Source organism: Streptomyces panacea, assembly GCF_040560175.1.
GTDB lineage: Bacteria > Actinomycetota > Actinomycetes > Streptomycetales > Streptomycetaceae > Streptomyces > Streptomyces panacea.
Map to the genome: position 1 here is coordinate 1 of NZ_JARJHW010000110.1, position 24,819 is coordinate 24,819.

A 24,819-nucleotide genomic window follows, 5' to 3' on the forward strand; every position below is an offset into this window, starting at 1 on the left:
TATCCGGACGGCGGGACGGCGGCGCTGTGGCCGGGGGCCCTGTCGCCGGGGGCCCTGTCGTCCGGGGCTTCGTCTCCGGGCGATGGCACGGGCGACGGTCCGACGGCTCCCCGGCCCCGGCCCGGGGCGGCGGGTGACGTCGTGGCCGACGGCCGGGCCGCGTCCGATCACGGCCGCCGTGCCGACGGTGACCCGGCCGGCCGCCGGGCCGAACCCGCCCACCCCCTCGCCCGTACGCGCGCCGCCATCGGCACCCTGCGGGGGCGGTTCCTGCTGGCGTCGGTGCTCGGGAGCCTGGCCCTCGGGTCCGCCGTGGGGCTCATGGCGGTGTCCGGATGGCTCATCTCGCGGGCGTCCGAGCAGCCGCCCGTGCTGTATCTGATGGTCGCCGTGACCGCGACCCGGGCCTTCGGGATCGGGCGCGCCGTCTTCCGTTACGCCGAGCGGCTCGTCTCCCACGACGCCGTCCTGCGCATGCTCGCCGACCTGCGCGTCTCCGTCTACCGGCGGCTCGAACGGCTCGCCCCCGCCGGGCTGCGCGAGGCCCGGCGCGGTGATCTGCTTTCCCGGCTCGTCACCGACGTCGACGCCCTCCAGGACTACTGGCTCCGCTGGCTGCTGCCCGTCGGCTCCGCCGTGCTCGTCGGCGCGGGCGCCGTCGGTTTCACCGGCTGGCTGCTCCCCGAGGCGGGCGCCGTGCTGGCCGTCGGGCTGCTCGCCGCCGGCGTCGGCGTGCCGCTGGTGAGCGGCGCCTGCGCCCGCCGCGCCGAGCGGCGACTCGCCCCCGCGCGCGGCCTGTTGGCGACCCGTGTCACCGAACTCCTCGACGGCTGCGCCGAACTGACCGTCGCCGGCGCCCTCCGGAGCCGTATCCGCGCGGCCCGCGACGCCGACGCGACGCTGACGGCCATCGCCTCGCGCGGCGCCACCGCCACCGCCCTCGGCGGCGGCCTGTCCGCGCTGATCTGCGGGCTGACCGTGGCGGCAGCCGCGTACGCCGGTGTGGGCGCCGTACACGACGGGCGCCTCCCTGGTGTCGCGCTGGCCGTCGTCGTACTGACCCCGCTCGCCGCGTTCGAGGCGGTCGCGGGTCTGCCGCTCGCGGTGCAGTACCGGCAGCGGGCCGCGCGCGGCGCCGAGCGGGTGTACGAGGTGCTGGACGCGCCCGTCCCCGTACGGGAGCCCGCGCACCCGGCCGCCGCTCCGGCGACGCCGTTCCCGCTGGAGGTACGGGGCCTCTCGGCCCGGTACGCGGGGCAGGAACGCGACGCGCTCACCGGCGTCGACCTGACACTGACCGCCGGGAAGCGGGTGGCCGTCGTGGGCCCGTCCGGAGCGGGCAAGACGACGCTCGCGCAGGTACTGCTGCGCTTCCTGGACGCGCGCGAGGGCGGTGTCCGGCTCGGCGGCACGGACGCGGCGGCGCTGGACGGCGACACGGTGCGGCGCTTCATCGGGCTGTGCGCGCAGGACGCGCACCTCTTCGACAGTTCCGTACGGGAGAACCTCGCCCTCGCCCGCAAGGACGCGACCGAGGACGACCTCCGCGACGCCCTGCGCCGCGCCCGCCTGCTGGACTGGGTCGACGGGCTGCCCGCCGGCCTGGACACCCTCGTCGGCGAGCACGGCGCGCGGCTCTCCGGAGGCCAGCGCCGGCGCCTGGCCCTGGCCCGCGCGCTCCTCGCGGACTTCCCCGTCCTCGTGCTGGACGAGCCCGCCGAACACCTCGACCTGCCGACGGCCGACGCGCTGACCGTGGACCTGCTGGCGGTGACGGAAGGGCGGACGACGCTGCTCATCACCCATCGACTCCAGGGGCTCGACGCGGTCGACGAGGTGATCGTGCTGGACGAGGGGCGGGTGGTGCAGCGGGGGCCGTACGCCGAGCTGGTCGCGGTGGAGGGGCCGCTGCGCAGGATGCTGGAGCGGGAGCGCGGACCGGTCGGCCTGGTCGATCAACCCGTGTGATCCAGGAACCGACTTTCCATACCAAATGGCACTAACTAGGGTCGGGGCTATGCCAGCGCCCGAACCTCAGGACTTCCACGAGGACGACCCCGTTCCCGACGACGGGGCCGCCGCCCGCGACGCCGACGCGGCTCGCCGGCTCCAGGGCCTGTCCACCGAGCTCACCGCCCGCGTCCCGCAACTGCTCGAAGCCATGCGCTCCGTCGGCACCGGTCTCGACCTGCACTCCACCCTCGACCGGATCTGCGAGACGGCGGCCCGTCTCGCCGGCTCCCGCTACGCGGCGCTCGGCGTCGTGGACGAAGCCGGCGGAGGTCTCTCCGACTTCGTCACCTACGGCGTGGACGCCGATGTCGCGCGGCGGATCGGCCGCCGCCCGGACGGCCACAGCGGACTGCTCGGCGAGCTGATCCGCCATCCCGAACCTCTCCGGCTCGCGGACCTCACCGCCGATCCGCGCGCGGTCGGATTTCCGCCGCACCACCCGCCGATGCGGACGTTCCTCGGCGTTCCCATCCGCGTCCAGGGCGAGATCCTCGGGAATCTCTATCTCGCCGAGAAGCACGACGGCGCGGAATTCACCGACCACGACCAGCACCTGGTGCGGGTGCTCGCGACCGAGGCGGGCCTCGCCATCGGCAACGCGCGGCTGTACGAGGCGGCCCGGCAGCGCGAGCGCTGGATCGACGGCTCGGTCGCCGTCACGACCGCCCTGCTCTCCGGTGAGGACGCCGAGGACCGCGACCACGCCGAGGACCGCGACCACACGGTGGACCATGACCACACCGGGCACGCGGACACCACCGGGCACGCGGACCACCCCCACCACGCCCATCACGCGCATCACGCGCTCACCGTCGTCGCCGAGCAGGCGCGCAGGCTCGCCGACGCGGCCGCGGGCGTCGTCCTGCTGCCCACGCCCGACGGGGGACTGGAGATCGTCGCCGTATCGTCCGACACCTCGATCGCGCCCATCGGCACCAGGCTCCCGGCCAGGAGCCCCGTCGTCGCCAGGCTGCTGGCGGGCGAGTCCGTCCACGTGGCCGACGCCAGCACCGACCCGCGCCTGATCTCCCCGCTGTCCCGCCCCTACGGCCCGAGCATGCTGCTGCCGCTGCACAGCGACGGCCGGGTGCTCGGCGTACTCGCGACACCGCGTGCGATCGGCGCGCGCCCCTTCACCGAGTCGGAGCGCTCGCTCGCCACCCAGTTCGCCTCGCAGGCGGCTCTCGCGCTGATGATGGCCGAGGCACAGCGCGACCGGGAACGGCTCGCGGTGTTCGAGGACCGCGACCGGATCGCCCGCGACCTCCACGACCTGGTCATCCAGCGCCTGTACGCCGCCGGGATGATGCTGGAGACCGCGCAGCGGCAGTCGGACGTGCCCGAGGTCCGTGCGGGCGTCGGCAAGGCGGTCGACGAACTGGACGTCACCATCCAGGAGATCCGTACCGCCATCTTCGCGCTGCAACAGGGCCCGGCCGAGGAGCCGTCCGCGCTGCGGACCCGTGTACTGCGCGAGATCAACATGGCGGCCGTGCCGCTCGGCTTCAAGCCCACCCACCGCTTCGTCGGCCCGGTCGACACGGCCGTCGGCGAACTCACCGGCAAGAACCTCATCGCGGCGCTCCGCGAAGCCCTCTCCAACACCTTCCGGCACGCGCGGGCATCACATATCGAGGTCACGGTGGACGCGAACGCCCAACTGCCCGACGGCACACCCGCCGTCCGGCTGTCGGTCGCCGACGACGGTGTCGGCATCCCGGAGGGCGGCCGGCGCAGCGGCCTGCGGAACCTGCGCCGCCGCGCCGAGTCGCTGGGCGGATCGAGCGAGGTCGGCCCGGGCCCGGCCGAGTCCGGCGGCGGTACGACGGTGATCTGGCAGGCGCCGCTCTAGGCGCCACCCTCCGCCCGTGCGCGTGCCACCAGCTGCTCGATGATGACGGCGACCCCGTCCTCGTTGTTCGCCACCGTGCGCCCCGACGCCGCCGCGATCACGTCCGGGTGCGCGTTGCCCATCGCGTACGACGAACCGGCCCACTCCAGCATCTCCACGTCGTTCGGCATGTCCCCGAAGGCGACGACCTCGTCGGAGGAGATGCCGCGCTCGGCGCAGCAGAGCGCGAGCGTGCTCGCCTTGCTCACCCCGAGGCCGCTGATCTCCAGCAGCGCGGTGGGGCTGGAGCGCGTGAAGGAGGCCAGGTGCCCGGCGGCCGTACGGGCGAGGGTCAGGAAACCGTCGGGTGTCAGGCTCGGGTGGTTCGCCAGCAGCTTGATCACCGGATCGGCGTCGCCCTCGCCCGCCTCCTGGAGAAGCTTCTCCGCCACGGCGACGTGCGCGCCGGGGTCGTCCTGGAAGGGCGGGTACTGCGGCTCGTAGCCGAAGTTCGTCGTCTTCTCGACGGCGAAGGACGTGCCGGGCGCCGCGTCCCGCAGTGCCTGTACGACGTCGAGCGCGACGGCCCGGTCCAGGCCGCGGACCTTCATCAGCTCTCCGGCGCCCTCCCCGCCGCCACGCAGATCGACGACGACCGCGCCGTTGGCGCAGATGGCGAGGCCGTGACGGTGCACATGGTCGCTGACGACCCCCATCCACTTGACCGGCCGCCCGGTGACGAAGAAGACCTCGATCCCGGCCTCCTCGGCGGCGGCGAGCGCGGCGACGGTGCGGTCGGAGACGGTCTTGTCGTCGCGAAGCAACGTTCCGTCAAGATCGGTGGCGATCAGCCGGGGGCGGGCGGGAAGCGAGGAATCGGTAGCTGAGGTCACCCGTTCATTCTCCCGCACGGGCGTGCACGTGGGGGCGGAGGGGCGCACATATGAGAGCACCACGAGGTGCTGCCGGGCGTGGATGTGTTCGACGCCGAGGGCCCCGCCGCCGGAAGAGGGCCCGGCGGGCGGCCACCCGGACCGCCGACGGCACGGCCGCCCGGCTCCGGAAGCCCCTGGCCGGGCGGCTGCTGGAGGGGTCGCCGTAGGGTTGGCCGCATGAGTCCGCGTCTGAGCACCGTGATCCTGCCGATCAACCGCTGGCACGACGGCGGTCGCGCGCAATGGCAGCGTGCCGAGCGGCTCGGCTTCCACGCCGCGTACACCTACGACCATCTGTCGTGGCGCACCTTCCGCGACGGCCCCTGGTTCGGCGCGCTCCCGACGCTGACGGCCGCCGCCGGCGCCACGGAGCGGATCCGGCTGGGCACGCTGGTGACCTCGCCGAACTTCCGGCATCCGGTGACGCTCGCGAAGGAGCTGATCTCGCTGGACGACGTCTCCGGTGGCCGGGTCACCCTGGGGATCGGGGCCGGCGGGACGGGCTTCGACGCCGTGGTGCTCGGGCAGGAGCCCTGGTCGCCGCGTGAACGGGCCGACCGGTTCGCGGAGTTCGTCACCCTGCTCGACCGGCTGCTGACACAGGACGCGGTGACGGCCGAGGGGACGTACTACTCGGCGGTCGAGGCCCGTGACATTCCCGGGTGTGTGCAGCGCCCGCGGCTGCCTTTCGCTGTCGCCGCGACCGGGCCGCGCGGGCTGCGCCTCGCCGCGGCGCTCGGTCAGGCGTGGGTGACGACGGGGGACCCGAAGCTTTTCGAGTCGGGCACGGCCGAGGAGTCGCTGGCGGCGATCGGCGGGCAGATCGGCCGGCTCGGCGCGGCGTGCCAGGAGATCGGCCGTGATGTGGCCGGTCTGGAGAAGATCCTGCTCACCGGCTTCACACCGGGGCGTCCGCTGGACTCGTTCGACGCGTTCGTGGACTTCGCGGGCCGGCACTTCGAGCTGGGGATCACGGAGATCGTGCTCCACGCGCCGATCCCGGACTCGGATTTCGCGATGGATCCGGCGCTGTTCGAGCGGATCGCCACGGAAGGGCTCGCGCAGCTCAGTCGCTGAAGCGGAGGTAGCGCGGCGGTACGGCGTCGGCGAGCCAGACGCCGTTGGCGCTCACCCGCAGGACGTGGCCGTCGCGGTGCATCGCGCCCGCGTCCACCGGCAGGACGACGGGCCGGCCGCGGCGGGCGCCGACACGGGTCGCCGTCTCGCGGTCGGGTGAGAGATGGACGTGGTGGCGGTTCATCGGGCGCAGGCCCTCGGCGCGGATCGCGTCGAGGCTGCGGGCGACGGTGCCGTGGTAGAGGTACGCGGGCGGCTCGGCCGGCGGCAGGTCCAGGTCGACCTCGACGGTGTGGCCCTGGTTGGCGCGGATCCGGCCGCCTTCGATCGTGAAACGCCGCTTGTCGTTGACGGCCACGACGTGGTCCAGCTCGGCGCGGGTGATGGGGAAGCGGTGGTCGGCGGTGGCGCGGAGCAGCGCGTCGATCTCCACCCAGCCGTTCGGGTCGAGCGTGAGGCCGATCCGCTCGGGCTGGTGCCGCAGGTGCTTGGAGAGGTATTTCGACATCTTCACGGTGCGCCGCTCGTCGGGCGTTCCCGCGCCCGGTGTCGTGCCTGTTCTGGTCATGCGCACAGGGTGCCCGGTGGCGTCGGGCGGGCGCCACTCATTTCGGTCCGGTCTCAAGCGCTTCGATCCGCAGCTCGATCCGATCTGAAAACGATCAGTGCTGAAATGTTTGATCCACAGTCAACTTGGCTTATCCACAGGCCATTTGGCGAATCTGTGGACAACTGACGCCTGGATTAACCCATTTGGTCAAGTTGGGTGTTCTGTCTGTGGGTTGCGGCGAGCACGTCCAACGTCCGTGCCCGCAGCTCCCGTTCGGCGGCCAGTGCGATGAACTCCGGGGCACTCTCCTCGCCAACCAGCCTCTGGACCGCGTCGATCGTCCCGGCGGGCAGGGCCACGGTACGGGTCTCCGGGCCCGACGGCTCCGGGTCCTGCGCCGTCAGGTGCTGCTGGAGATGCCGGGTCGCGAACAGCCGCATGGCGCGCGCCAGTTCGGCGTCGACCGTCTGCCGCGCGAGCGGGCGCAGGCGGCGTACGAGCGACACCGCCTCGGCGGCATCCGCGTCCGTCGGCGGGCGATGACCCAGATACCGCGCGAAGACGTGCTCGATCGTGAACTCCATGAAACGCTCGGCGATGTGCTCCACCTGCCCGCGAAGTTCCCGCAGGTGGGCGGAGATCGCGGCCAGCGGCACCCCGGCCGCGTACAACTCGGCCGCCACTGCCAGCTCTTGAGGGCTCGGTACGAGGAATTCGTCGTCCCGCCCGGGGACCCGCTCCAGCACCCCCAGCTCCACCGCCTCGGCGAGCGCCGCGTCGTCGGGCGAGCCGCCGAACCGCTCGTCCAGCTCGGCGCGGCTGATCCGGGCGGCCCGCTCGTCGGTCCACGGGCCGTGCACCTCGGCGACCAGGCCGAGTACCCCGCCGAGACCGCGCCCGGTGTCCCACGCCTCCAGCAACTCCTTGATGGAGGCGAGCGTGTAGCCCCGTTCGAGGAGGTCCGCGATCTGCCGCAGCCGGGTCAGATGCGGGTCCCCGTACACATTGGCCCGGCCCCGCCGCTCCGGGGCGGGCAGCAGCCCGCGGTCCTGGTAGGCGCGGATGGTCCGGACGGTGGCGCCGCTCGCGTGCGCCAGGTCCTCGATCCGGTACCGGCCACCGGACGGGGGTCGGTCCGTACCCGATCTCTCCGACACGTTCACTCCTCCCACGGCCCCGGCACGCGCTACTTCAGCGCGGCGCGGCCGACCGCTCCGGCCGCCGCGCGGGCCGCCGGCGAGGTCGCCAGATAGTCGACTGCCCTGCGGAGCGAACCCTCCCGCGAAGGATGGTACGACCGCCGGAAGTACCGGGGCACCGCCGAGCCCAGCTCGCGCCAGGTGGGCAACAGGCCCTTGGCCACGGCACGGTTGTGCTCGCGCAGCGAGTAGCGCGGCCGGCCCCCGAGCTGCGGGTCGTGCCGGATCAGATACGCCGCCCCGCGCGCCCAGAACCAGAGCATCACCGGCGCGGCGACGGCCATGGTCTCCAGCCGGCGGGCGTACCGCACCGGATCGGGGCCGCCGCAGTGCTGGTACATGTCGAAGGCCACCGCCCGGTGTTCGACCTCCTCGGCGCCGTGCCAGCGCAGCAGGTCGAGCATGACCTCGTCCGCCCCCGCGCGGTCCAGCGCGTCCGCGCGCAGCACCCAGTCCCCCAGGACCGCCGTGAACTGCTCGATCGCGGCGACTATCCCCAGCCGGAAGCGCAGCCAGTCCCGCGGCGGCCACGGCGCTCCGAACGGCGGTTTCTCGCCGAGGAGTACCTCGAAGAGGTAGTCGACGTGCCGGGTGTACGGCTCGGTGTCCAGCCGCTGGTCAGCGAGGTGGTTCAGCACATACGCGTGCTGCACGCTGTGCGTCGCCTCCTGGCCCATGAAGCCCTTGACGTCCTTGAGCAGCACCGGGTCCCGGACCAGCGGCAGGGCCTCCTTGAAGACCTTGACGAACCAGCGCTCGCCCGCCGGCAGCAGCAGATGCAGCACGTTGACGACGTGCGTGGCGGTGGGCTCGTCCGGTATCCAGTGCAGCGGGGTCCCGCGCCAGTCGAACGACACCCGCCGGGGCGCGATCACATAGGGCTCGTCCGTCGGATGCGGCCCGTCCGCCAGATCCGGCTCGCCCGTCACCCCACTCCCGTCCGGGCTCCGGCCGTGCCGCTCCGCGCCGGTGCCGTCGGCGTCGTTCTCTCCCGGGGCGTTCACAGCGGCGGCTCCAGACGGGCGATCGCGCGCAGCGTCCTGGGCGCGAAGCGGGACAGCAGCCGGGCGCCCCGGGCCTCCGGCGTGACCGCTACGACGGCCTCGTTGCGGACGACGGCCCGCAGGATCGCGTCGGCGACCTTCTCCGGCGGGTAGTTGCGCAGCCCGTACAGGCGGGCGGTCCGCTTGCGGCGTCGTCTCTCCTCCTCCGCCGAGACTCCGGTGAAGCGCGCGGTGGCCGTGATGCCGGTGTTCACGAAGCCGGGGCAGATGGCGCTGACCCCGATGCCCTGCCCGGCCAGCTCGGCGCGCAGGCACTCGCTGAGCATCAGCACCGCCGCCTTCGACGTGCTGTAGGCGGGCAGCGCACGCGACGGCTGATAGGCCGCCGCCGACGCGGTGTTGACGATGTGGCCGCCCTGGCCGCGCGCCGCCATCTGCCCGCCGAATATCCGGCAGCCGTGGATCACGCCCCAGAGATTGACGTCGAGGACCTTCTTCCAGTCCTCGCTCGTGGTGTCCAGGAACGGGCCCGAGAGCCCGATCCCCGCGTTGTTCACCAGGACGTCCACCGTGCCGTACTCGCTGGCGACCTTCTCGGCCAGCTTCTCCATCGCCTCCTCGTCGCCGACGTCGACGGTCTCGGCCCAGGCCCGCGGCGCCCCGATCAGCCGGGCCATCTCGGCGGTCCTGGCGGCCCCTTCGGCGTCGCGGTCGACCACGACGACCCGGGCGCCCGACTCGGCGAACGCGAACGCCGTGGCCCGCCCGATGCCGCTCGCCGCGCCGGTCACCAGGACGAGCTGCCCGCCGAACCGCTCCCCGTAGGGCCCGCTCGCCACCAGGTCCCGCGCCCGGCGGGCCCGGCTCTCCCGGCGAGCCTTGCCGACGGGTCCCGCGGCGGCCGTGTCGTCGTCCCCGCTCTCCGGTTCGGGCTCGTGGGCCGTGACGAACTCGGTGATCCAGGTGGCCAGTTGGTCCGGTCGCGTACGCGGCACCCAGTGCTTCGCCGGGAGCGTACGCCGCACCAGCTGGGGCACCCACCGCTCCAGATCGTCGAAGAGCCGCTCGGAGAGGAAGGCGTCCCCGGTTGGGGTGATCAGCTGGACCGGAACGTGCGCGTGCGCGTCGGCGCGCGGTCTGCGCAGCCGGGCTCTGACGTTGTCCCGGTAGAGCCAGGCGCCGTGCGCGGCGTCGTCCGGCAGCGAGGCGGTCGGATACGCGCCGCCCCGCTCCGCGCTCCCCGAGCCCCCGGCCCCCTTCCCGTCGCGCTTCCCGCCGGCCGGCGCCGCGGGCCTCCGCCCCGTCGGTACCTTCTCGAACCGCTCAAGGATCTTCGGCCACTGCCTGCCGAGCGGCCCGCGCCATGCCAGTTCGGGCAGGACCGGCGTCTGTAGCAGGTACACGTACCAGGACTTGGCGCCCTGGCCGAGGAGTTGGCCCACCGCGCGCGGCGTGGGCCGGGTCAGCCGCCGCTTGATCCAGTGCCCGAGGTGGTCCAGCGACGGCCCCGACATCGAGGTGAAGGAGGCGATACGGCCCGAGGTGCGCCGTACGGTCACGAACTCCCAGCCCTGTACGGAACCCCAGTCGTGCCCCACCAGATGGACCGGCCGGTGCGGGCTCACCGCGTCGGCGACCGCCAGGAAGTCGTCCGTCAGCTTCTCCAGGGTGAAGCCGCCGCGCAGCGGCTTCGGCGCCGTCGACCCGCCGTGCCCGCGGACGTCGTACAGCACCACATGGAACCGCTCGGCGAGCCGCTCCGCGACCTGTGACCAGACCTCCTTGCTGTCCGGATAGCCGTGCACCAGCAGGACCGTCGGCCGTGCCGGATCACCCAGCTCGGCCACGCACAGGTCGATCCCGCCCGTGCGCACCCGGCGTTCACGCGCCCCGGCCGGCCCGGCCGGCGACGGAACTGACTGAAGCGACATCACGCACCCTCCGCCCAACGCCGCACATGCGGCAGATCGTCATCCAGCCAGAACGCGCTCTCGGCCGGGTCCCTGGAGTCGGTGACCACCAGGATCTCCTCGAACTTGGCCCCCGTACCCCGGAATCCGAGGTGCGGCTCGACCGCCCACAGCCCCGGTCTCGGCGGGTGGTCGGAGAATCCGTACGGGCTCCACAGCGGCGACCAGCCGTCCCGGTGCCCGTGCAGGGCGTCGCTCGCCAGGCCCTTGAGCGCCTGCGTACCGAAACCGAGGACACGCGGCGACCAGCGCCGGTCCTTCACTCGGTCGATCTTGTGGGCGATCACACCGAACGGGTAGGCCCGGTGTCTGTTCTCGTATCCCTGCCGGACCATCAGCCGGTCCACGTCCTCGTAGATCTCCCGCAGCGGTCGCCGCTCGCGCACCTCGCGCAGCAGCAGCTCGCGGTGGGCCCGGAGATCGGCGAGCAGCTTGTCGTGCAGCGGGTTGGGACCGGGGCCCAGACAGCCCGAGTAGCCGACGTCGGCGGGGAAACCCCGGTGGACCGGCGCCAGATCGAGGATGAACGGCATGCCCTCCGCCAGCCTGCGGTTGGTGGGGAAGAACTGGAGCGGAATCCGGAACCCCGTGAAGGCCGTACGGTCCCCGAACCAGGCGAAGGGCAGATGGAACCAGTCGCGCACCCCGCGCGCCCGCAACCAGTCGCGCTGCATCCGGGCGGCCTCGCGCTCGGTGACACCCGGCCGCAGACGTGCGGCCACCGCTTCGGCGCACTCGTAGGCCAGGCGCTGCGCGGATCTGAATCCCCGCACGTCCGCTGCCCGTTCGCCCGTCACCGCTGAAGCCATGCCACACCTCCGTGCCCGTGCCCGTGCCGTGCGCGCGCCGATCGCGGTACGCGTCCGTAACTTGACACTGATGAATGTGACAATGTCCGGCGGCTGCGTCAAGGGGCCCCGTCGAGCCTGTGGACAACTCTCCGCCCCGGAACTTTCGGCTTAACTTTTTATGCTGCCCTTACGGGTCCGTACACCTCAAGACGGACCCCGAGACAGCCGCCAGGGCTGACGTCCGCTGTGGGGTGCGCCACTACCGTCTTAAACGTGACTGTGATCGCTACTGAAGGCCTGAGTAAGCGGTTCCCCCGGGTAACCGCGCTTGACCGGCTCTCCTTGGACATCGGACCGGGCGTGACCGGTCTGGTGGGTGCCAACGGAGCCGGCAAGTCCACCATGATCAAGATCCTGCTGGGTCTGTCCCCCGCCACGGAAGGCCGGGCCGCCGTGCTCGGGTTCGACGTCGCCACCAGTGGCGCCGCCATCCGCGAGAGCGTCGGATACATGCCCGAGCACGACTGCCTGCCGCCCGACGTCTCGGCGACCGAACTCGTCGTCCACATGGCGCGCATGTCCGGCCTCCCCCCGACCGCCGCCCGTGAACGCACGGCGGACACGCTGCGCCACGTCGGCCTGTACGAGGAGCGGTACCGCCCCATCGGCGGCTACTCGACCGGCATGAAGCAGCGCGTCAAGCTCGCGCAGGCGCTGGTCCACGACCCCAAACTCGTCCTCCTCGACGAGCCGACGAACGGCCTCGACCCCGTCGGCCGCGACGAGATGCTCAACCTGATCCGCCGCGTGTACACGGACTTCGGCATCTCCGTCCTGGTGACCTCGCACCTCCTCGGCGAGCTCGAACGCACCTGTGACCACGTCGTCGTCATCGACGGCGGCAAGCTGCTGCGCTCCAGCTCCACGAGTGACTTCACACAGAACACGGCGACCCTCGCCGTCGAGGTCACCGACACCGACACCCACCCCGACGGCACCCGCGCCCTGCGCGAGGCCCTCACCAGGGCCGGGCTCTCGCTCCACGTGGGCGAGGAGGACGGGCTGCCGGGCGCAGGCCACATCCTGCTCATCGAGGCGACGGGCGAGGAGACGTACGACGTCGTACGCGACACCGTCGCCGAACTCGGACTCGGCCTCGTACGGATGGAACAGCGCCGCCACCACATCGCGGAGGTCTTCCGCGCGAAGGACGCCCGGTCGGCCGCCGCCGACGGGCAGGCCGTACCGGCGCCGAGCGGCACCGCGGAACTCGCACTCCAGAAGGGAGGCGGCAGCGATGAGCACTGACCTCACCCAGATCCACAACATCGGCTACCGCAACTACGACGGCCCGCGGCTCGGCCGCGCCTACGCCCGCCGCTCCCTCTACTCGCAGTCCCTGCGCGGCTCCTACGGCCTCGGCCGGTCCGGCAAGTCCAAGATCCTGCCGATGATCCTGTTCGCCGTGATGTGCGTGCCCGCGGCGATCATGGTCGCCGTCGCCGTGGCCACCAAGCTCAAGGACCTGCCGATCCCGTACACGCAGTACGCGATCTTCACCCAGGCCCTCATCGCGCTCTTCCTGGCCGCCCAGGCGCCGCAGTCGGTCTCACGCGACCTGAGGTTCAAGACGGTGCCGCTGTACTTCTCGCGCCCCATCGAGCGCGTCGACTACGTCGTCGCCAAGTACGGCGCGATGGCCTCCGCCCTCTTCGCCCTGACCGCCGCGCCGTTGCTGATCCTCTACATCGGATCGCTGCTCGCCAAGATGGACTTCGTCGACCAGACCAAGGGCTTCGGCCAGGGACTCGTCTCCGTGGCCCTGCTCTCGCTCCTCTTCGGCGGACTCGGCCTCGTGATGGCCGCCCTCACCCCGCGCCGCGGCTTCGGCGTCGCCGCCGTGATCGCCACGCTGACCATCACCTACGGCGCCGTCTCCACCGTCCAGGCGATCGCCTCCGAGACCGGCTCGGACGGCGCCGTCCAGTGGCTCGGCCTCTTCTCACCTGTCACGCTCATCGACGGCGTACAGACCGCCTTCCTCGGCGCCACCTCGTCGTTCCCCGGCGAGGCGGGCCCCTCGGCCGGCGTCGGCGTCGTCTATCTGCTGGTCGTCCTCGCGCTCATCTTCGGCTCGTACGCCGTCCTCATGCGCCGTTACCGGAAGGTCGGGCTGTGACCACCATCAACATCGAGCACGCGTCGCGCTGGTTCGGCAACGTGGTCGCCGTCAACGACGTGACGATGACCGTCGGCCCCGGCGTCACCGGACTGCTCGGACCCAACGGCGCGGGCAAGTCCACGCTCATCAACATGATGGGCGGCTTCCTGGCCCCCTCCAACGGAAGCGTCACCCTCGACGGCGACCAGATCTGGCGCAACGAGTCCGTCTACCGCGAGATCGGCATCGTCCCCGAACGCGAGGGGATGTACGACTTCCTCACCGGGCTCGAATTCGTCGTCGCCAACGCCGAACTGCACGGCCTCGGTAAGAAGGAGGCTCACAAGGCCCTCGCCACGGTCGAGATGGAGTACGCGCAGGACCGCAAGATCGCGACGTACAGCAAGGGCATGCGGCAGCGCGTGAAGATGGCGTCCGCGCTCGTCCACGAACCGTCCGTGCTCCTTCTCGACGAGCCGTTCAACGGCATGGACCCGCGCCAGCGCATGCAACTCATGGACCTGCTGCGGCGGATGGGCGACTCCGGCCGTACCGTCCTGTTCTCCTCGCACATCCTTGAGGAGGTCGAGCAGCTCGCCGCCCACATCGAGGTGATCGTCGCCGGCCGGCACGCCGCCTCCGGCGACTTCCGCAAGATCCGCCGGCTGATGACCGACCGGCCGCACCGCTATCTCGTACGGTCCAGCGACGACCGCGTGCTGGCCGCCGCGCTGATTGCCGACCCCTCGACGGCCGGCATCGAGGTCGACGTCGCCGAGGGCGCGCTGCGCATCCAGGCCGTCGACTTCGGGCGCTTCACGGAACTGCTGCCGAGGGTCGCCCGTGAGCACTCCATCCGGCTGCTCTCGGTCTCGCCCTCCGACGAATCCCTCGAATCGGTCTTCTCGTACCTCGTAGCGGCCTGAGCGCCCTGAAAGGAGCTGTGACGTCCATGTACGAACCCACAGTCGCCCGGCTCACCTACCGGGCCCTGCTCGGCCGGCGCCGGGCCGCCGTCCTCCTCATCCTGCCGGTCCTGCTGATCCTCATCGCCGTGGCCGTACGGGCCTTCAACGGCGTGGACGACCAGACCGCCTCGAACGTCCTGGGCGGCTTCGCCCTCGCCACGATGATCCCGCTGATCGGCGTGATCGCGGGAACGGGCGCCATCGGCCCCGAGATCGACGACGGTTCAATCGTCTACCTGCTGGCGAAGCCGGTGAAACGGCCGACGATCATCTTCACCAAACTGATCGTGGCGATCGCCGTGACGATGGTGTTCTCCGCGGTCCCCACCTTCATCGCCGGATACATCCTCAACGGCAACGGCCAGCAGATCGCGGTGTCCTACACGATCGCCGCGCTGGTCGCCTCCATCGCCTACAGCGCGCTGTTCCTGCTGCTCGGCACGGTCAGCCGGCACGCGGTCGTCATCGGCCTCGTGTACGCGCTGGTGTGGGAGACGCTCTTCGGCAGCCTGGTCGCGGGGGCGCGGACGCTCAGCGTCCAGCAGTGGTCCCTGGCGGTCGCGCAGAAGACCAGCGACACGGACATGATCACCTCGGACGTCGGGCTGCCGCTGGCGGTCGTGCTGCTGGTCGGCGTGACGGTCGTCGCGACCTGGTTCGCGGGACAGAAGCTGCGCACGCTGACGCTCGCCGGCGAGGAGTGAGCCCGGTACGCGGGTCCTGGCGCGGTGGCCGGACGGAACGGCCACCGCGCCAGGACCCGCGTAATCGGGTGGCGCCCAACTGCCGTGCGGGTGCACAGTGATGGTGTCAGGCACCACTGGACCGGGAGAGGAGCGCGGCGATGACCAGTAGTTCGAGTCCGTCGAGTTCCCGACAGGGCAGTCCCGACCCGGCACCGGAGTAATCACTTCCGCTCCGTGCGGCCGACGGTGACCCGCCCAAGGGGGCGGTCGCTTCGAGCGCGCGTTCGCGCGCGGACCGCCCCCTCCCTCTCCCCTCGCGGGATCGGCCGAGTGGGTCAGCCCCGCTGAAGCAGTCTCTCCAACACCACGGCGATTCCGTCGTCGTCGTTCGACGCGGTCACCTCGTCCGCCACGGCCTTCAGCGACTCGTGCGCGTTGGCCATCGCCACACCGTGCCGCGCCCAGCCGAACATCGGAATGTCGTTGGGCATGTCGCCGAACGCGATCGTGTCGGCCGCCGTCACGCCGAGCCGCCGCGCGGCCAGCGAGAGCCCCGTCGCCTTGCTCAGACCCAGCGGCAGGATCTCCACGACCCCCGGCCCCGCCATCACCACGGCCACCATGGCGCCGACCGTCTCGTGCGCGACCTTCGCCAACGCGTCGTCGCTCAGCTCCGGATGCTGGATGTAGACCTTGTTGATAGGCGCGGTCCACATCTCGGCGCGATCGTCCAGGAGCAGCGAGGGCAGCGGGCCTTCCTGCACCCGGTAGCCCGGCCCGATCAGGACCTCACCGTCGAGACCGTCACGGCTCGCGGCCAGCGCCAGCGGGCCCACCTCCGCCTCGATCTTCGACAGCGCGAGGACGGCCACCTGCCGGTCCAGCGTCACCGACGTCAGCAGTCTGTGCTCACCGGCGTGGTAAACCTGCGCGCCCTGGCCACAGACCGCCAACCCGTCGTACCCGAGATCGTCGAGGATGCCCCGCGTCCACGGCACGGCCCGCCCGGTGACGATGATGTGCGCGGCGCCCGCCGCCGTGGCGGCGGCGAGCGCGTCGCGCGTCCGCGCGGAGACCGTGTGGTCCTCGCGCAGCAGCGTGCCGTCGAGGTCGGTCGCGACGAGCTTGAACGGGAAGGCGGAGGCGGAGGCGGGGACGGAAGCAGGGGCGGAGCTCACTTGGCGATCGGCTCCAGCGTCTCGCGCCCGCCCAGATACGGACGGAGCACCTCGGGCACCCACACCGAACCGTCGGCCCGCTGGTGGTTCTCCAGCAGCGCCACGATCGTGCGCGGTACGGCGCAGAGCGTGCCGTTCAGCGTCGCGAGGGGCTTCACCTGCTGCTTGCCGTCCTTGGCCTCACGCATCCGTACGGAGAGCCGACGGGCCTGGAAACCGTCGCAGTTGGACGCGGACGTCAGCTCGCGGTACTTGCCCTGCGTCGGGATCCACGCCTCGCAGTCGAACTTGCGCGACGCCGAGGCACCCAGGTCGCCCGTGGCCACGTCGATCACCTGGAAGGGCAGCCCGAGGCCGGTGAGCCACTGCTTCTCCCACTCCAGCAGGCGCGTGTGCTCGGCCTCGGCGTCCGCCGGGTCGACGTACGAGAACATCTCGACCTTGTCGAACTGGTGCACCCGGAAGATGCCCCGGGTGTCCTTGCCGTACGTGCCCGCCTCGCGGCGGAAGCACGGCGAGAAGCCCGCGTACCGCAGGGGCAGCTTGTCGGCGTCGATGATCTCGTCCATGTGGTACGCGGCGAGGGGCACCTCCGACGTACCGACCAGGTAGTAGTCGTCCTTCTCCAGGTGGTACACGTTCTCCGCGGCCTGGCCGAGGAAGCCCGTGCCCTCCATCGCGCGCGGGCGCACCAGAGCGGGGGTCAGCATCGGGACGAAGCCGGCGTCGGTGGCCTGCGCGATGGCCGCGTTCACCAGGGCGAGTTCGAGCAGGGCGCCGACGCCCGTCAGGTAGTAGAAGCGCGAGCCGGAGACCTTCGCGCCGCGCTCCATGTCGATGGCGCCGAGCGCCTCGCCGAGCTCCAGATGGTCCTTGGGCTGGAAGCCCTCGGCGGCGAAGTCGCGCGGGGTACCGATCGTGTCGAGGACGACGAAGTCCTCCTCGCCGCCCACGGGCACGTCCGGGTGCACGATGTTGCCCAGCTGGAGGAGCAGCCGCCTGGCCTCCTCGTCGGCCTCGTGCTGCGCGGCGTCGGCGGCCTTCACGGCCGCGGACAGCTCGCGCGTGCGCGACAGCAGCTCGGTCTTCTCGTCACCGGTGGCCTTGGGCACGAGTTTGCCGAGCGTCTTCTGCTCGGAGCGCAGCTCGTCGAAGCGGACGCCGGAGGCCCTGCGCCGCTCGTCGGCGGAGAGCAGGGCGTCGACGACGGCGACGTCCTCTCCACGGGCGCGCTGCGAGGCGCGGACACGGTCGGGGTCGTCTCGGAGCAGGCGAAGGTCAATCACCCCACCAGGCTACCGGTGCGTGCTTCCGCCACCCCACCCGATATTTCAGCGTGTGATGCTTTGTCTGAATTGCCGTAATTGGGGAGAGTGAGGAAAGAGTGAAAAGGGAGGGTCGCTTACGTCAATAGCGGGTGGCCAATTCCCCGGAACGAGGCGCTCGCGATGCTCCGTTGACTCATTTCCCTTGCGGCGCGCGGCACTTGGGGCGACGTTGTCCACAGAGGCGTTACCGGCTCCGAAAGTTATCCACAGGCTGTGTGGGGAATCTGTGGATCGCGAGCGACGTCGCGGTGAAAGTCCATGTGGGGGCGGGAGGAATCTCCTCCGAAACCTGCCTCGCATGCTCATTCGGGTGGGACTTGGTCCCTCTAACGAGTTGATCAACGGAATAGGGGTGACGCGGGCCACTTCCGTGCCCTGTGGATGGGAGTGCGGTCGCTCAGGAGATTTGTCGACCCCGTCCGTCGGCGCTGTCGACTTGTCCCCAGGGAGAATGGTTGGCCTGTGGATAACTCTGGGGACAACGGGCCCCTCCACCGCCTCGCCGGCTCAGATCCGGCCGTCCTGGCTGCGGGCCAGCCAGTCGGCGGCGTCCATGAACTCCGCGTCCGACGTCCCCGCGCGCAGCCGCGGCAGGTCCGCCGGAGCCACCCCGGCCCTCGGGTACGACCCCAGGAACCGCACCTTCGGGCTGATCCGCTTCAGCCCCATCAGCGCCTCACCCACGCGCCGGTCCGCGATATGGCCCTCGGCGTCCACGGCGAAGCAGTAGTTACCGATGCCCGCGCCCGTCGGCCGCGACTGGATGAGCATCAGGTTGACCCCGCGCACGGCGAACTCCTGAAGCAGTTCGAGCAGCGCGCCCGGGTGGTCCTCGCCGAGCCAGACCACGACCGACGTCTTGTCCGCGCCGGTCGGCGCCGCCGGCCGCGCGGGCCTGCCCACCAGGACGAAGCGCGTCTCCGCGTTCTCGGCGTCGTGGATCTCGGTGACCAGGGCTTCGAGCCCGTACGTCGCCGCCGCGAACTCACCCGCGAAGGCGGCGTCGAACCGGCCCTCCTGGACCAGCCGCGCACCGTCCGCGTTCGACGCGGCCGACTCCCACAGCGCGTTCGGGAGATTGGCCCGCAGCCAGTTGCGCACCTGCGGCTGCGCCACCGGATGGCCGGTCACCGTCTTGATGTCGGACAGCGCCGTCCCCGGCCTGACGAGGAGCGCGAACGCGATGGGCAGCACGACCTCGCGGTAGATCATCAGCGGCTCGCCCGACGCGAGTTCGTCGAGGGTCGCGGTGACACCGCCCTCCACCGAGTTCTCGATCGGTACGAGGGCGGCCGCGGCGTCCCCGTGCCGTACGGCATCGAGGGCCGCGGGCACCGAGACCATCGGGATCAGCTCCCGGGTGGCGGCTTCCGGAAGGGTGCGGAGGGCGGCTTCGGTGAAGGTGCCCTCGGGGCCCAGGTACGTGTAGCGCGTGGCCGACATGTGGTCACTTTAGTCCGACCGGCGGACGGCTCGGGACGTCAGCGCGGGGCTCCGGCTCAGGATCCCCGGCTCGGGCCGGGCGTCCGGCGCCGGCCTCAGGACTCCAGCAGCCGCTGGCCCACGTACTCGCCCTCGCGCGGTCCGCCGGGCACCGCGTACAGGCCGCTCGACTCGTGCCGTACGAACGCCGACAGCGCGTCCCCCCGGTCGAGTTTGCGCTGCACCGGCACGAAGCCCCTCAGCGGATCGGCCTGCCAGCAGATGAACAGCAGGCCCGCGTCGGGGGTGCCGTCCGGCGCGATGCCGTCGTGGAAGGAGAACGGGCGGCGCAGCATCGCGGCCCCGCCGTTCTGCTCCGGCGCCGAGATCCGCGCGTGCGCGTTGTCCGGGATGACGAGCTTGCCGTCCGGGCCGGTCCTGTCGAGCGCGAGCGCGGTCGTCTCCGTGCCGCCGGTGAGCGGGGCGCCGTCGGACTTGCGGCGGCCGATGACGAGCTCCTGGCGGTCGACCGGCAGGGCGTCCCAGTCGTCGAGCAGCATCCGGATCCGGCGTACGACGGCGTACGAGCCGTCCGCCATCCAGTCGGGTGTCCCGGCCGGCGGCTTCGCCGGGACGAAGATCCGCCGGTCGAAGTCGGGCTCCGCCGGCTTGGGGTTGTTGGTGCCGTCGACCTGGCCCATCAGATTGCGGGCCGTCATCGGGCGGGCGGTGGCGCCGGGTGAACGGTTGAAGCCGTTCATCTGCCACCGCACCTGCGCCGCGTCGCCCGCCTCTGTAAGAAGGGCGCGCAGCGCGTGGAAGGCGACGAGCGAGTCGTCCGACCCGATCTGCACCCACAGATCGCCGTTGCTGCGGCGGGCGTCGAGGTGGTCCGAGGAGAAGGCCGGCAGCGGGTCGAGCGCCGACGGGCGCCGGTCGGCCAGCTCCGTACGGTCGAAGAAGGTCCGGCCGAAGCCGAAGGTGACCGTCAACGAGGAGGGTCCCGCGTCCAGCGCGATGCCCGTGTCGCGCTCCCCGGCCGGTTCGCCCGCCATCAGCCGCCGCGCGGTCTGCGACCAGCGGCGCAGCAGCGCGGCGGCCTCCTTGCGCCCGCCGCCCGCCGCGAGGTCGAGGGCGACCAGATGGCCGCGGGCCTGGAGCGGGGTGGTGATGCCGGCCTGGTGGGCGCCGTGGAACGCGACGGTGGCCGAGCCGACCGTGGCGAGCGCCGTCGGCTCGTCGGGGCGGGTGGCGGCGTACGTGGCGCTCCCGCCGGCCGCTCCGGCGACGAGGCCCGCGGCGCCGACCGCACCGGCCGTACCGATCAGCCGCCGCCGCGAGATCGCGGGGGTGGCGTCGCGGCCGTCGGTGTCGCGGGCGTCGGCGTCGGATTCGGTGCCACTGGTCGTACGGGTGTCGCTCACGGGGTCAGCCGATCTTCACGTTCTGCTCGATGGTCGTCTGGTCGATGTCCGAGGTCCGCACGGTCACCTGGAGTTGCCAGTCGCCGGGCATCGGGATCTGTACGTTGCCCGTGCTCCAGTGTCCCGCTGCCAGACGCTCGGGCACGACGGGGAGCGGGCCGATCTGCTCCGACTTCAGGGTGTAGGCGACCTTCACCTCGGGCACGTCCATCGGCTTGCCGTCCGGGCCGTCGATCCAGACGTGCATGAGGTTGGCGCCGGGGCGGGCGGGGTCGAGGGTGAACCGCAGGGTGCCCTTGCCCTTCGCACCGCCGGTGTCGAAGGGCTCGGTGAGGCTGATGGGGCGGGCGGGAGCGGGCGCGGCGGCCTCGCTGCTCGCGCGGCCGACCTCCTTCTCCTGCGTACGGCCAGGCTCGGTGCCCGTCAGGGCGGTCGTGACGGCGAGCACCACCAGGGCGATGCACGCCTCCGTCAGTACGGAGCGGCGCAGCCCGGACCGCTCGGTGTCGGCGTCGCGGTTCCGCTTCTTGCGGGCCGTGGCCAACGCGGTCCGCTGGCGGGCGAGTTGGCCGGCGCGTTCGGGATCGGGACCGCCCCCGGCCCCCGCCTCTTCCTCGACCTCTTCGGCTTCCGCTTCCGTGCCGGCATCCGCATCGGTCTTCGCCCGCTCGCCCAGCAGCCCCGTCCAGCGCCGCGAGAACCAGGCGGCACCGAGCAGCACGGAGATCAGCCCCACCTTGACCAGCAGGAGCCGCCCGTACGACGTATCGGTCCACGCGTCCCAGGAGCCGACCTGCCGCCACGACTGGTAGAGCCCGGTCACGGCCAGGACGACCACGCTGCCGAAGGCGATCCGCGAGAAGCGCCGCACGGCCGCGCGTTCGATGTCCGGTGCCCGGAAGAGGGCGACCAGCAGCGACACGAGGCCGCCGAGCCAGACGGCCACGGCCAGCAGATGCAGGACGTCGAGCGGCATGGCGAGGCCGGTCTGGATCCCGGTCGACGCGTGCTCGGACAGTGCCCACGTCCCGGCGATACCGGCGGCGACGACCGCGCCGCCCAGGCTCAGCCCGAAGGTGAGGTCGGCCTTCGCCTTCTCCGCGTCGGACTCCCTTTCGGACTCCCTTTCGGACCCCGTTTCGGATTCCGCTTCGGACCCGGCCTCAGACCCTGTTCCGGCCCCCGTTCCGGATTCCGCTTCCGCTTCCGTGACGCGCTTCGCGTACGCGCCGAACAGCACCGCTATGAAGAGGGCCGCCGCGCCGAGCAGCAACAGCCGCGAGACGAGCGCGGCGCCCGTCTTGGTGTCCAGTACGTCCGACAGCCCGCCGAGGTCGAACATGTCGCCGAGCTCGCCGGACCCGGTGTACGGCGTCCGCAGTAGGAGGAGGAGGAGCGTCGCGGCGGTCATGGTGACCCAGCCGCCGACGACGAGCCGTTGCAACGGCCGTACGGACGCGCCCCGCTGCCAGCAGGCGAGGACGAACGCCGCACCGCCGACGAGCAGGATGAACCCGACGTACGAGAGGTAGCGCACCGTGTCGTACAGCGTCCCGACCGGTCCGCCCCCGGCCTCCTGATCGGGCACGGTGGCCGTGGTCGCCGACGGCGCCCCCACGGAGAAGGTGAACGCGCCGGACACGGGATGGCTGTCGGCCGAGACCGCCTGCCAGGCGACGGTGTACGTGCCGTCCGGCAGTCCGGGCTTCAGCCCGACGGCGTAGCGGACGGTGCCGCCCTGGCTCAGGTCGCGCATCTTCGCGACATCGACGCGCTTGCTGCTGGGGTCGAGGACCCGGATGGAGTCGTCGCCCATGGCGATCTGTTCGGAGAAGGTGAGTGTGACGTCCCGCGGAGCGACGTCGACCACCGCCCCGTCCTTCGGATCGCTGCCCGTCAGCGCCGCGTGCGCCGACGCCGTACCGGAGAGCGCGCCGAAGAGGCCGACGATCAGTACGGCGCCTACGAGCAGCAGCCGTATGAGCCGGGTTCCGGAGCGGGGGGCGGTGGCCGTCATGGTGAGTCAGTCCCTCAGTGCCGCGTGGGGTTGTAGGTGGTCTCCTTGACGGGAAGGTCGACCTTGATCGGGTCGGTCTTCTCGAAGTGCAGTTCCACGGAGATCCGTTGGCCTTGTTCGAGCTTCTTCTTCAGGCCCATGAACATCAGATGGCTGCCGCCGCGTTCCAGGCTCAGCGCGCCGCCGGCCGGGATGTCGAACGACTCCACCTGCCGCATCTTCTGGTCCTTGGTCTCGTGGATCGTGACGTCGTCCGAGATGTCGCTGGTGACGGAGGTGAGCTTGTCCGCCGCACCACCGCTGTTGGCGACCGTGAGGAATCCGGAGGCCATGTCACTGACGGGCTGCGGCATGAACGCTCCGGTGACCTTCAACCGAGGCTCGTCCTCGGAGGCGTCCGCCGACGAGCACCCCGCGAGCGTCACCAGTGACAGCAGTGCCGCCCCGGCGACCGTGGGGCGTACCCCTCGGGACGCGACGGACGCGACGGACACGGGGGATTGGGGACGGCCGACGCGCCCTCTCACGGCTTCTCGCCCTTGATCAGCTTCGGCAGGTCCTTCGTGTAGTCGTCGGCCGTCGTGTCCTCGCCGTACAGGACGTAACCGCCGTCCGTCTTCGGCGAGAACGCGATGACCTGGGCCCCGTGCATGGAGACGACGCTGCCGTCCTTCTCCTTCGTCGCCGGCTCGATGCCGATGCCGACCTGGCGCGCGCCGGCCTGGATGGTCGGGAAGTCGCCGGTGAGGCCGACGAACGACGGGTCGCCCGCGCTCGGCAGCCACTTGGCGAGTTCCGCGGAGGTGTCGCGCTCCGGGTCGGTGGTGACGAACACGACCTGGAGCTTGTCCTGGTCGGCCTTGGGGAGCGCCTTCCTGGCGATCGCGATGTTGCTCATCGTCAGCGGGCAGACGTCGGGGCAGTGCGTGTAGCCGAAGTAGATCAGCGTCGGCTTGCCCTTGGTCTCCTCGCGGAAGTCGTACGTCTTGCCCTTCGTGTCCTTGAGCACGAGGTTCGGCTTCTCGAAGGGCTTGTCGAGCACGGTCGCCGCTTGCGTCTTCGGCTGGGTCGAGACATCGGCCACGGGCTTCGACGCGTCGTCGTCGCCACTTCCGCAGGCGGACAGGGTGAGTGCCGCGACCGCCGTGAGTGCGGCGGCGGTGAGCACGGTCTTCTTGCGCATGGAGGTAGTTCCCATTGGTGGAGTACGGGCTCCGGGCGCGGGCCCGGCGACGGACCCGCGCCCGCTGATCAGCTGGCGGGGGTGCCGGTGGACGAGGTACGGCGGCGGCCGGCCAGGACGCCGAAGGCCACACCGGCGGCGCCGATGACGATGCCGACGATGCCGAGGGCGCGGGCCGTGCCGTCGCCGCTGTCGGACGAGGCGGCGTTCTCGCCGTCCCCGTCCTTGCCGTCGCTCTTGTCCGAGGCGTGGTCCGCGCCGCCCTTGGCGTCGTCCTTGTCACCGGCCGCCGCGCCGTGGCCGTCCTCGGTGGCGGCGGTCAGCGCCAGGACCGGCGCCGGGCTCTCGGGCTCGGCGCCCTCGACCGGCGCGTCGATCCAGCGCACGACCTTCTTGTTGTCGTACGTCTGGAGGGTCTTGAACACCAACTGGTCGGCGTCCTCGGGCAGCTGGCCGATGGAGAGCGGGAACTGCTGGAAGTAGCCGGGCCCGACCCCGTTGTCGCCCGTGGCGGTCCAGGTGACCTTCGAGACGGCTTCGGTGATCTGCTTGCCGTGCAGCTCGATCGGCTTGGCGAGCTTGCTCTTGGTGACGACGATCTTCCAGCCGGGCACGGCCTGCGGCGACACCGACGCCAGCGGGTGCTCGGTCGGGAAGTTCACTTCGAGCTTGACGGTCGAGGCGTCGTCGCGCTCGTTCGGCACCTTGAAGTTGACCGTCGCGTAACCGCCCTTGGCGGCTTCGCCGACCGGCTGCACGCCGACGTGCGCGAGGGCGGGACCGGCGAGCAGTACGACGGCGGACGCGGCGACGCCGCCGACGACTGCCACACGGCGGGCGGTGCGCGTACGACCGGCGGTGGACGGCCGCGAGACACCGCGACGAGACGTGTTCGTACGAGAGGCGTTCATGACAGGAGACACTCCACGAGGTGGGGGAGACGGTGAGCCGTACGCGGATACGCGTCGGCATCGCGACGTCACTGCCCTCCGTACCGCGTACGGGGCGTGTCGTCGCGTCAGGCGGCGAGAGTGAGTACGGCCGGGGGGCCGCGCCTGATCACCGAATGCTGAAGCGTCTCC

21 protein-coding genes are annotated in these 24,819 nt (G+C 71.6%); 7 read left to right on the forward strand and 14 right to left on the reverse strand.

The genetic code is table 11. The features are described 5' to 3' along the window. The coding region (gene cydC, locus P3L51_RS23555; protein WP_354607265.1) for a thiol reductant ABC exporter subunit CydC at positions 1-1,968 on the forward strand (1,968 nt) is incomplete at its 5' end. A 49-nt stretch (positions 1,969-2,017) separates the two neighbouring features. Then, a complete protein-coding gene (locus tag P3L51_RS23560; protein ID WP_435594509.1) occupies positions 2,018-3,865 on the forward strand; it encodes a GAF domain-containing sensor histidine kinase in 1,848 nt (615 codons plus the stop codon). On the opposite strand, the gene P3L51_RS23565 is transcribed toward P3L51_RS23560, so the two are convergent. Then, complete coding sequence (locus tag P3L51_RS23565) at positions 3,862-4,737, reverse strand: Cof-type HAD-IIB family hydrolase (protein ID WP_354607266.1); 876 nt, start codon at positions 4,735-4,737, stop codon at positions 3,862-3,864. The genes P3L51_RS23560 and P3L51_RS23565 overlap by 4 nt on opposite strands. A gap of 219 nt (positions 4,738-4,956) precedes the next feature. Here P3L51_RS23565 and P3L51_RS23570 point away from each other — a divergent pair, with 219 nt between their 5' ends. Next, entirely contained in the window at positions 4,957-5,856 is a 900-nt protein-coding gene (locus tag P3L51_RS23570; protein WP_354607267.1) for an LLM class flavin-dependent oxidoreductase, read from the forward strand. On the opposite strand, the gene P3L51_RS23575 is transcribed toward P3L51_RS23570, so the two are convergent. The 5 genes from P3L51_RS23575 to P3L51_RS23595 all read right to left on the reverse strand — a co-directional run bounded on the left by P3L51_RS23575 (position 5,846) and on the right by P3L51_RS23595 (position 11,388). Continuing rightward, positions 5,846-6,424, reverse strand: a complete 579-nt coding sequence (locus P3L51_RS23575) for an RNA 2'-phosphotransferase (RefSeq protein ID WP_354607268.1) — start codon at positions 6,422-6,424, stop codon at positions 5,846-5,848. The genes P3L51_RS23570 and P3L51_RS23575 overlap by 11 nt on opposite strands. A gap of 176 nt (positions 6,425-6,600) precedes the next feature. Beyond that, positions 6,601-7,569, reverse strand: a complete 969-nt coding sequence (locus tag P3L51_RS23580; protein ID WP_435594510.1) for a MerR family transcriptional regulator — start codon at positions 7,567-7,569, stop codon at positions 6,601-6,603. A 23-nt stretch (positions 7,570-7,592) separates the two neighbouring features. After that, the gene (locus P3L51_RS23585; RefSeq protein WP_354607283.1) at positions 7,593-8,516 is read right to left on the reverse strand and encodes a metal-dependent hydrolase; all 924 of its coding nucleotides are present in this window, start codon (positions 8,514-8,516) and stop codon (positions 7,593-7,595) included. 89 nt (positions 8,517-8,605) lie between these two features. Continuing rightward, positions 8,606-10,540, reverse strand: a complete 1,935-nt coding sequence (locus tag P3L51_RS23590) for an SDR family oxidoreductase (RefSeq protein WP_354607270.1) — start codon at positions 10,538-10,540, stop codon at positions 8,606-8,608. Beyond that, entirely contained in the window at positions 10,540-11,388 is an 849-nt protein-coding gene (locus P3L51_RS23595) for a M24 family metallopeptidase (protein ID WP_354607271.1), read from the reverse strand. The genes P3L51_RS23590 and P3L51_RS23595 overlap by 1 nt, the downstream gene beginning before the upstream one ends. Positions 11,389-11,643: 255 nt before the next feature. Here P3L51_RS23595 and P3L51_RS23600 point away from each other — a divergent pair, with 255 nt between their 5' ends. The 4 genes from P3L51_RS23600 to P3L51_RS23615 are packed head-to-tail and all read left to right on the forward strand — an operon-like array spanning position 11,644 to position 15,203. After that, a complete protein-coding gene (locus P3L51_RS23600; RefSeq protein WP_435594511.1) occupies positions 11,644-12,678 on the forward strand; it encodes an ABC transporter ATP-binding protein in 1,035 nt (344 codons plus the stop codon). Further along, the gene (locus P3L51_RS23605; protein WP_354607272.1) at positions 12,668-13,549 is read left to right on the forward strand and encodes an ABC transporter permease; all 882 of its coding nucleotides are present in this window, start codon (positions 12,668-12,670) and stop codon (positions 13,547-13,549) included. The genes P3L51_RS23600 and P3L51_RS23605 overlap by 11 nt, the downstream gene beginning before the upstream one ends. Beyond that, positions 13,546-14,457, forward strand: coding sequence for an ABC transporter ATP-binding protein (locus tag P3L51_RS23610; protein WP_354607273.1), 912 nt, complete (start codon positions 13,546-13,548; stop codon positions 14,455-14,457). Before P3L51_RS23605 ends, P3L51_RS23610 begins: the two co-directional genes overlap by 4 nt. A gap of 26 nt (positions 14,458-14,483) precedes the next feature. Then, positions 14,484-15,203 carry an ABC transporter permease gene (locus P3L51_RS23615; protein ID WP_354607274.1) on the forward strand — a complete coding sequence of 240 codons (720 nt, stop codon included), beginning with the start codon at positions 14,484-14,486 and terminating at the stop codon, positions 15,201-15,203. Positions 15,204-15,520: 317 nt separating this feature from the next. Here the strand turns inward: P3L51_RS23615 and P3L51_RS23620 are convergent, their stop codons facing one another. From P3L51_RS23620 to P3L51_RS23655, 8 genes are all read right to left on the reverse strand, one after another. Then, the gene (locus P3L51_RS23620) at positions 15,521-16,363 is read right to left on the reverse strand and encodes an HAD family hydrolase (RefSeq protein WP_354607275.1); all 843 of its coding nucleotides are present in this window, start codon (positions 16,361-16,363) and stop codon (positions 15,521-15,523) included. Further along, complete coding sequence (gene serS / locus P3L51_RS23625; protein ID WP_354607276.1) at positions 16,360-17,649, reverse strand: serine--tRNA ligase; 1,290 nt, start codon at positions 17,647-17,649, stop codon at positions 16,360-16,362. The genes P3L51_RS23620 and serS overlap by 4 nt, the downstream gene beginning before the upstream one ends. Before the next feature lie 549 nt (positions 17,650-18,198). Beyond that, positions 18,199-19,134, reverse strand: coding sequence for a prephenate dehydratase (pheA, locus tag P3L51_RS23630; protein WP_354607277.1), 936 nt, complete (start codon positions 19,132-19,134; stop codon positions 18,199-18,201). Positions 19,135-19,229: 95 nt separating this feature from the next. Then, the gene (gene efeB / locus P3L51_RS23635; RefSeq protein ID WP_354607285.1) at positions 19,230-20,456 is read right to left on the reverse strand and encodes an iron uptake transporter deferrochelatase/peroxidase subunit; all 1,227 of its coding nucleotides are present in this window, start codon (positions 20,454-20,456) and stop codon (positions 19,230-19,232) included. An 85-nt stretch (positions 20,457-20,541) separates the two neighbouring features. Continuing rightward, positions 20,542-22,554 (reverse strand): copper resistance CopC/CopD family protein, encoded by a 2,013-nt coding sequence (locus tag P3L51_RS23640; protein WP_354607278.1) that lies wholly within the window; start codon positions 22,552-22,554, stop codon positions 20,542-20,544. A gap of 14 nt (positions 22,555-22,568) precedes the next feature. After that, complete coding sequence (locus P3L51_RS23645) at positions 22,569-23,048, reverse strand: copper chaperone PCu(A)C (protein WP_354607279.1); 480 nt, start codon at positions 23,046-23,048, stop codon at positions 22,569-22,571. 29 nt (positions 23,049-23,077) lie between these two features. Next, positions 23,078-23,737 carry an SCO family protein gene (locus tag P3L51_RS23650; protein WP_354607280.1) on the reverse strand — a complete coding sequence of 220 codons (660 nt, stop codon included), beginning with the start codon at positions 23,735-23,737 and terminating at the stop codon, positions 23,078-23,080. 68 nt (positions 23,738-23,805) lie between these two features. After that, entirely contained in the window at positions 23,806-24,648 is an 843-nt protein-coding gene (locus P3L51_RS23655; protein WP_354607281.1) for a YcnI family copper-binding membrane protein, read from the reverse strand. Positions 24,649-24,819 lie beyond the last annotated feature (171 nt).

Coding starts and splice junctions, on each gene's coding strand:
- P3L51_RS23575 (WP_354607268.1), bottom strand. CDS start 6,424: ATGACCAGAACAGGCACGACACCGGGCGCGGGAACGCCCGACGAGCGG.
- pheA (WP_354607277.1), bottom strand. CDS start 19,134: ATGTCGGCCACGCGCTACACGTACCTGGGCCCCGAGGGCACCTTCACC.
- P3L51_RS23605 (WP_354607272.1), top strand. CDS start 12,668: ATGAGCACTGACCTCACCCAGATCCACAACATCGGCTACCGCAACTAC.
- P3L51_RS23590 (WP_354607270.1), bottom strand. CDS start 10,540: ATGTCGCTTCAGTCAGTTCCGTCGCCGGCCGGGCCGGCCGGGGCGCGT.
- P3L51_RS23560 (WP_435594509.1), top strand. CDS start 2,018: ATGCCAGCGCCCGAACCTCAGGACTTCCACGAGGACGACCCCGTTCCC.
- P3L51_RS23655 (WP_354607281.1), bottom strand. CDS start 24,648: ATGAACGCCTCTCGTACGAACACGTCTCGTCGCGGTGTCTCGCGGCCG.
- P3L51_RS23570 (WP_354607267.1), top strand. CDS start 4,957: ATGAGTCCGCGTCTGAGCACCGTGATCCTGCCGATCAACCGCTGGCAC.
- P3L51_RS23615 (WP_354607274.1), top strand. CDS start 14,484: ATGTACGAACCCACAGTCGCCCGGCTCACCTACCGGGCCCTGCTCGGC.
- P3L51_RS23595 (WP_354607271.1), bottom strand. CDS start 11,388: ATGGCTTCAGCGGTGACGGGCGAACGGGCAGCGGACGTGCGGGGATTC.
- P3L51_RS23640 (WP_354607278.1), bottom strand. CDS start 22,554: ATGACGGCCACCGCCCCCCGCTCCGGAACCCGGCTCATACGGCTGCTG.
- P3L51_RS23650 (WP_354607280.1), bottom strand. CDS start 23,737: ATGCGCAAGAAGACCGTGCTCACCGCCGCCGCACTCACGGCGGTCGCG.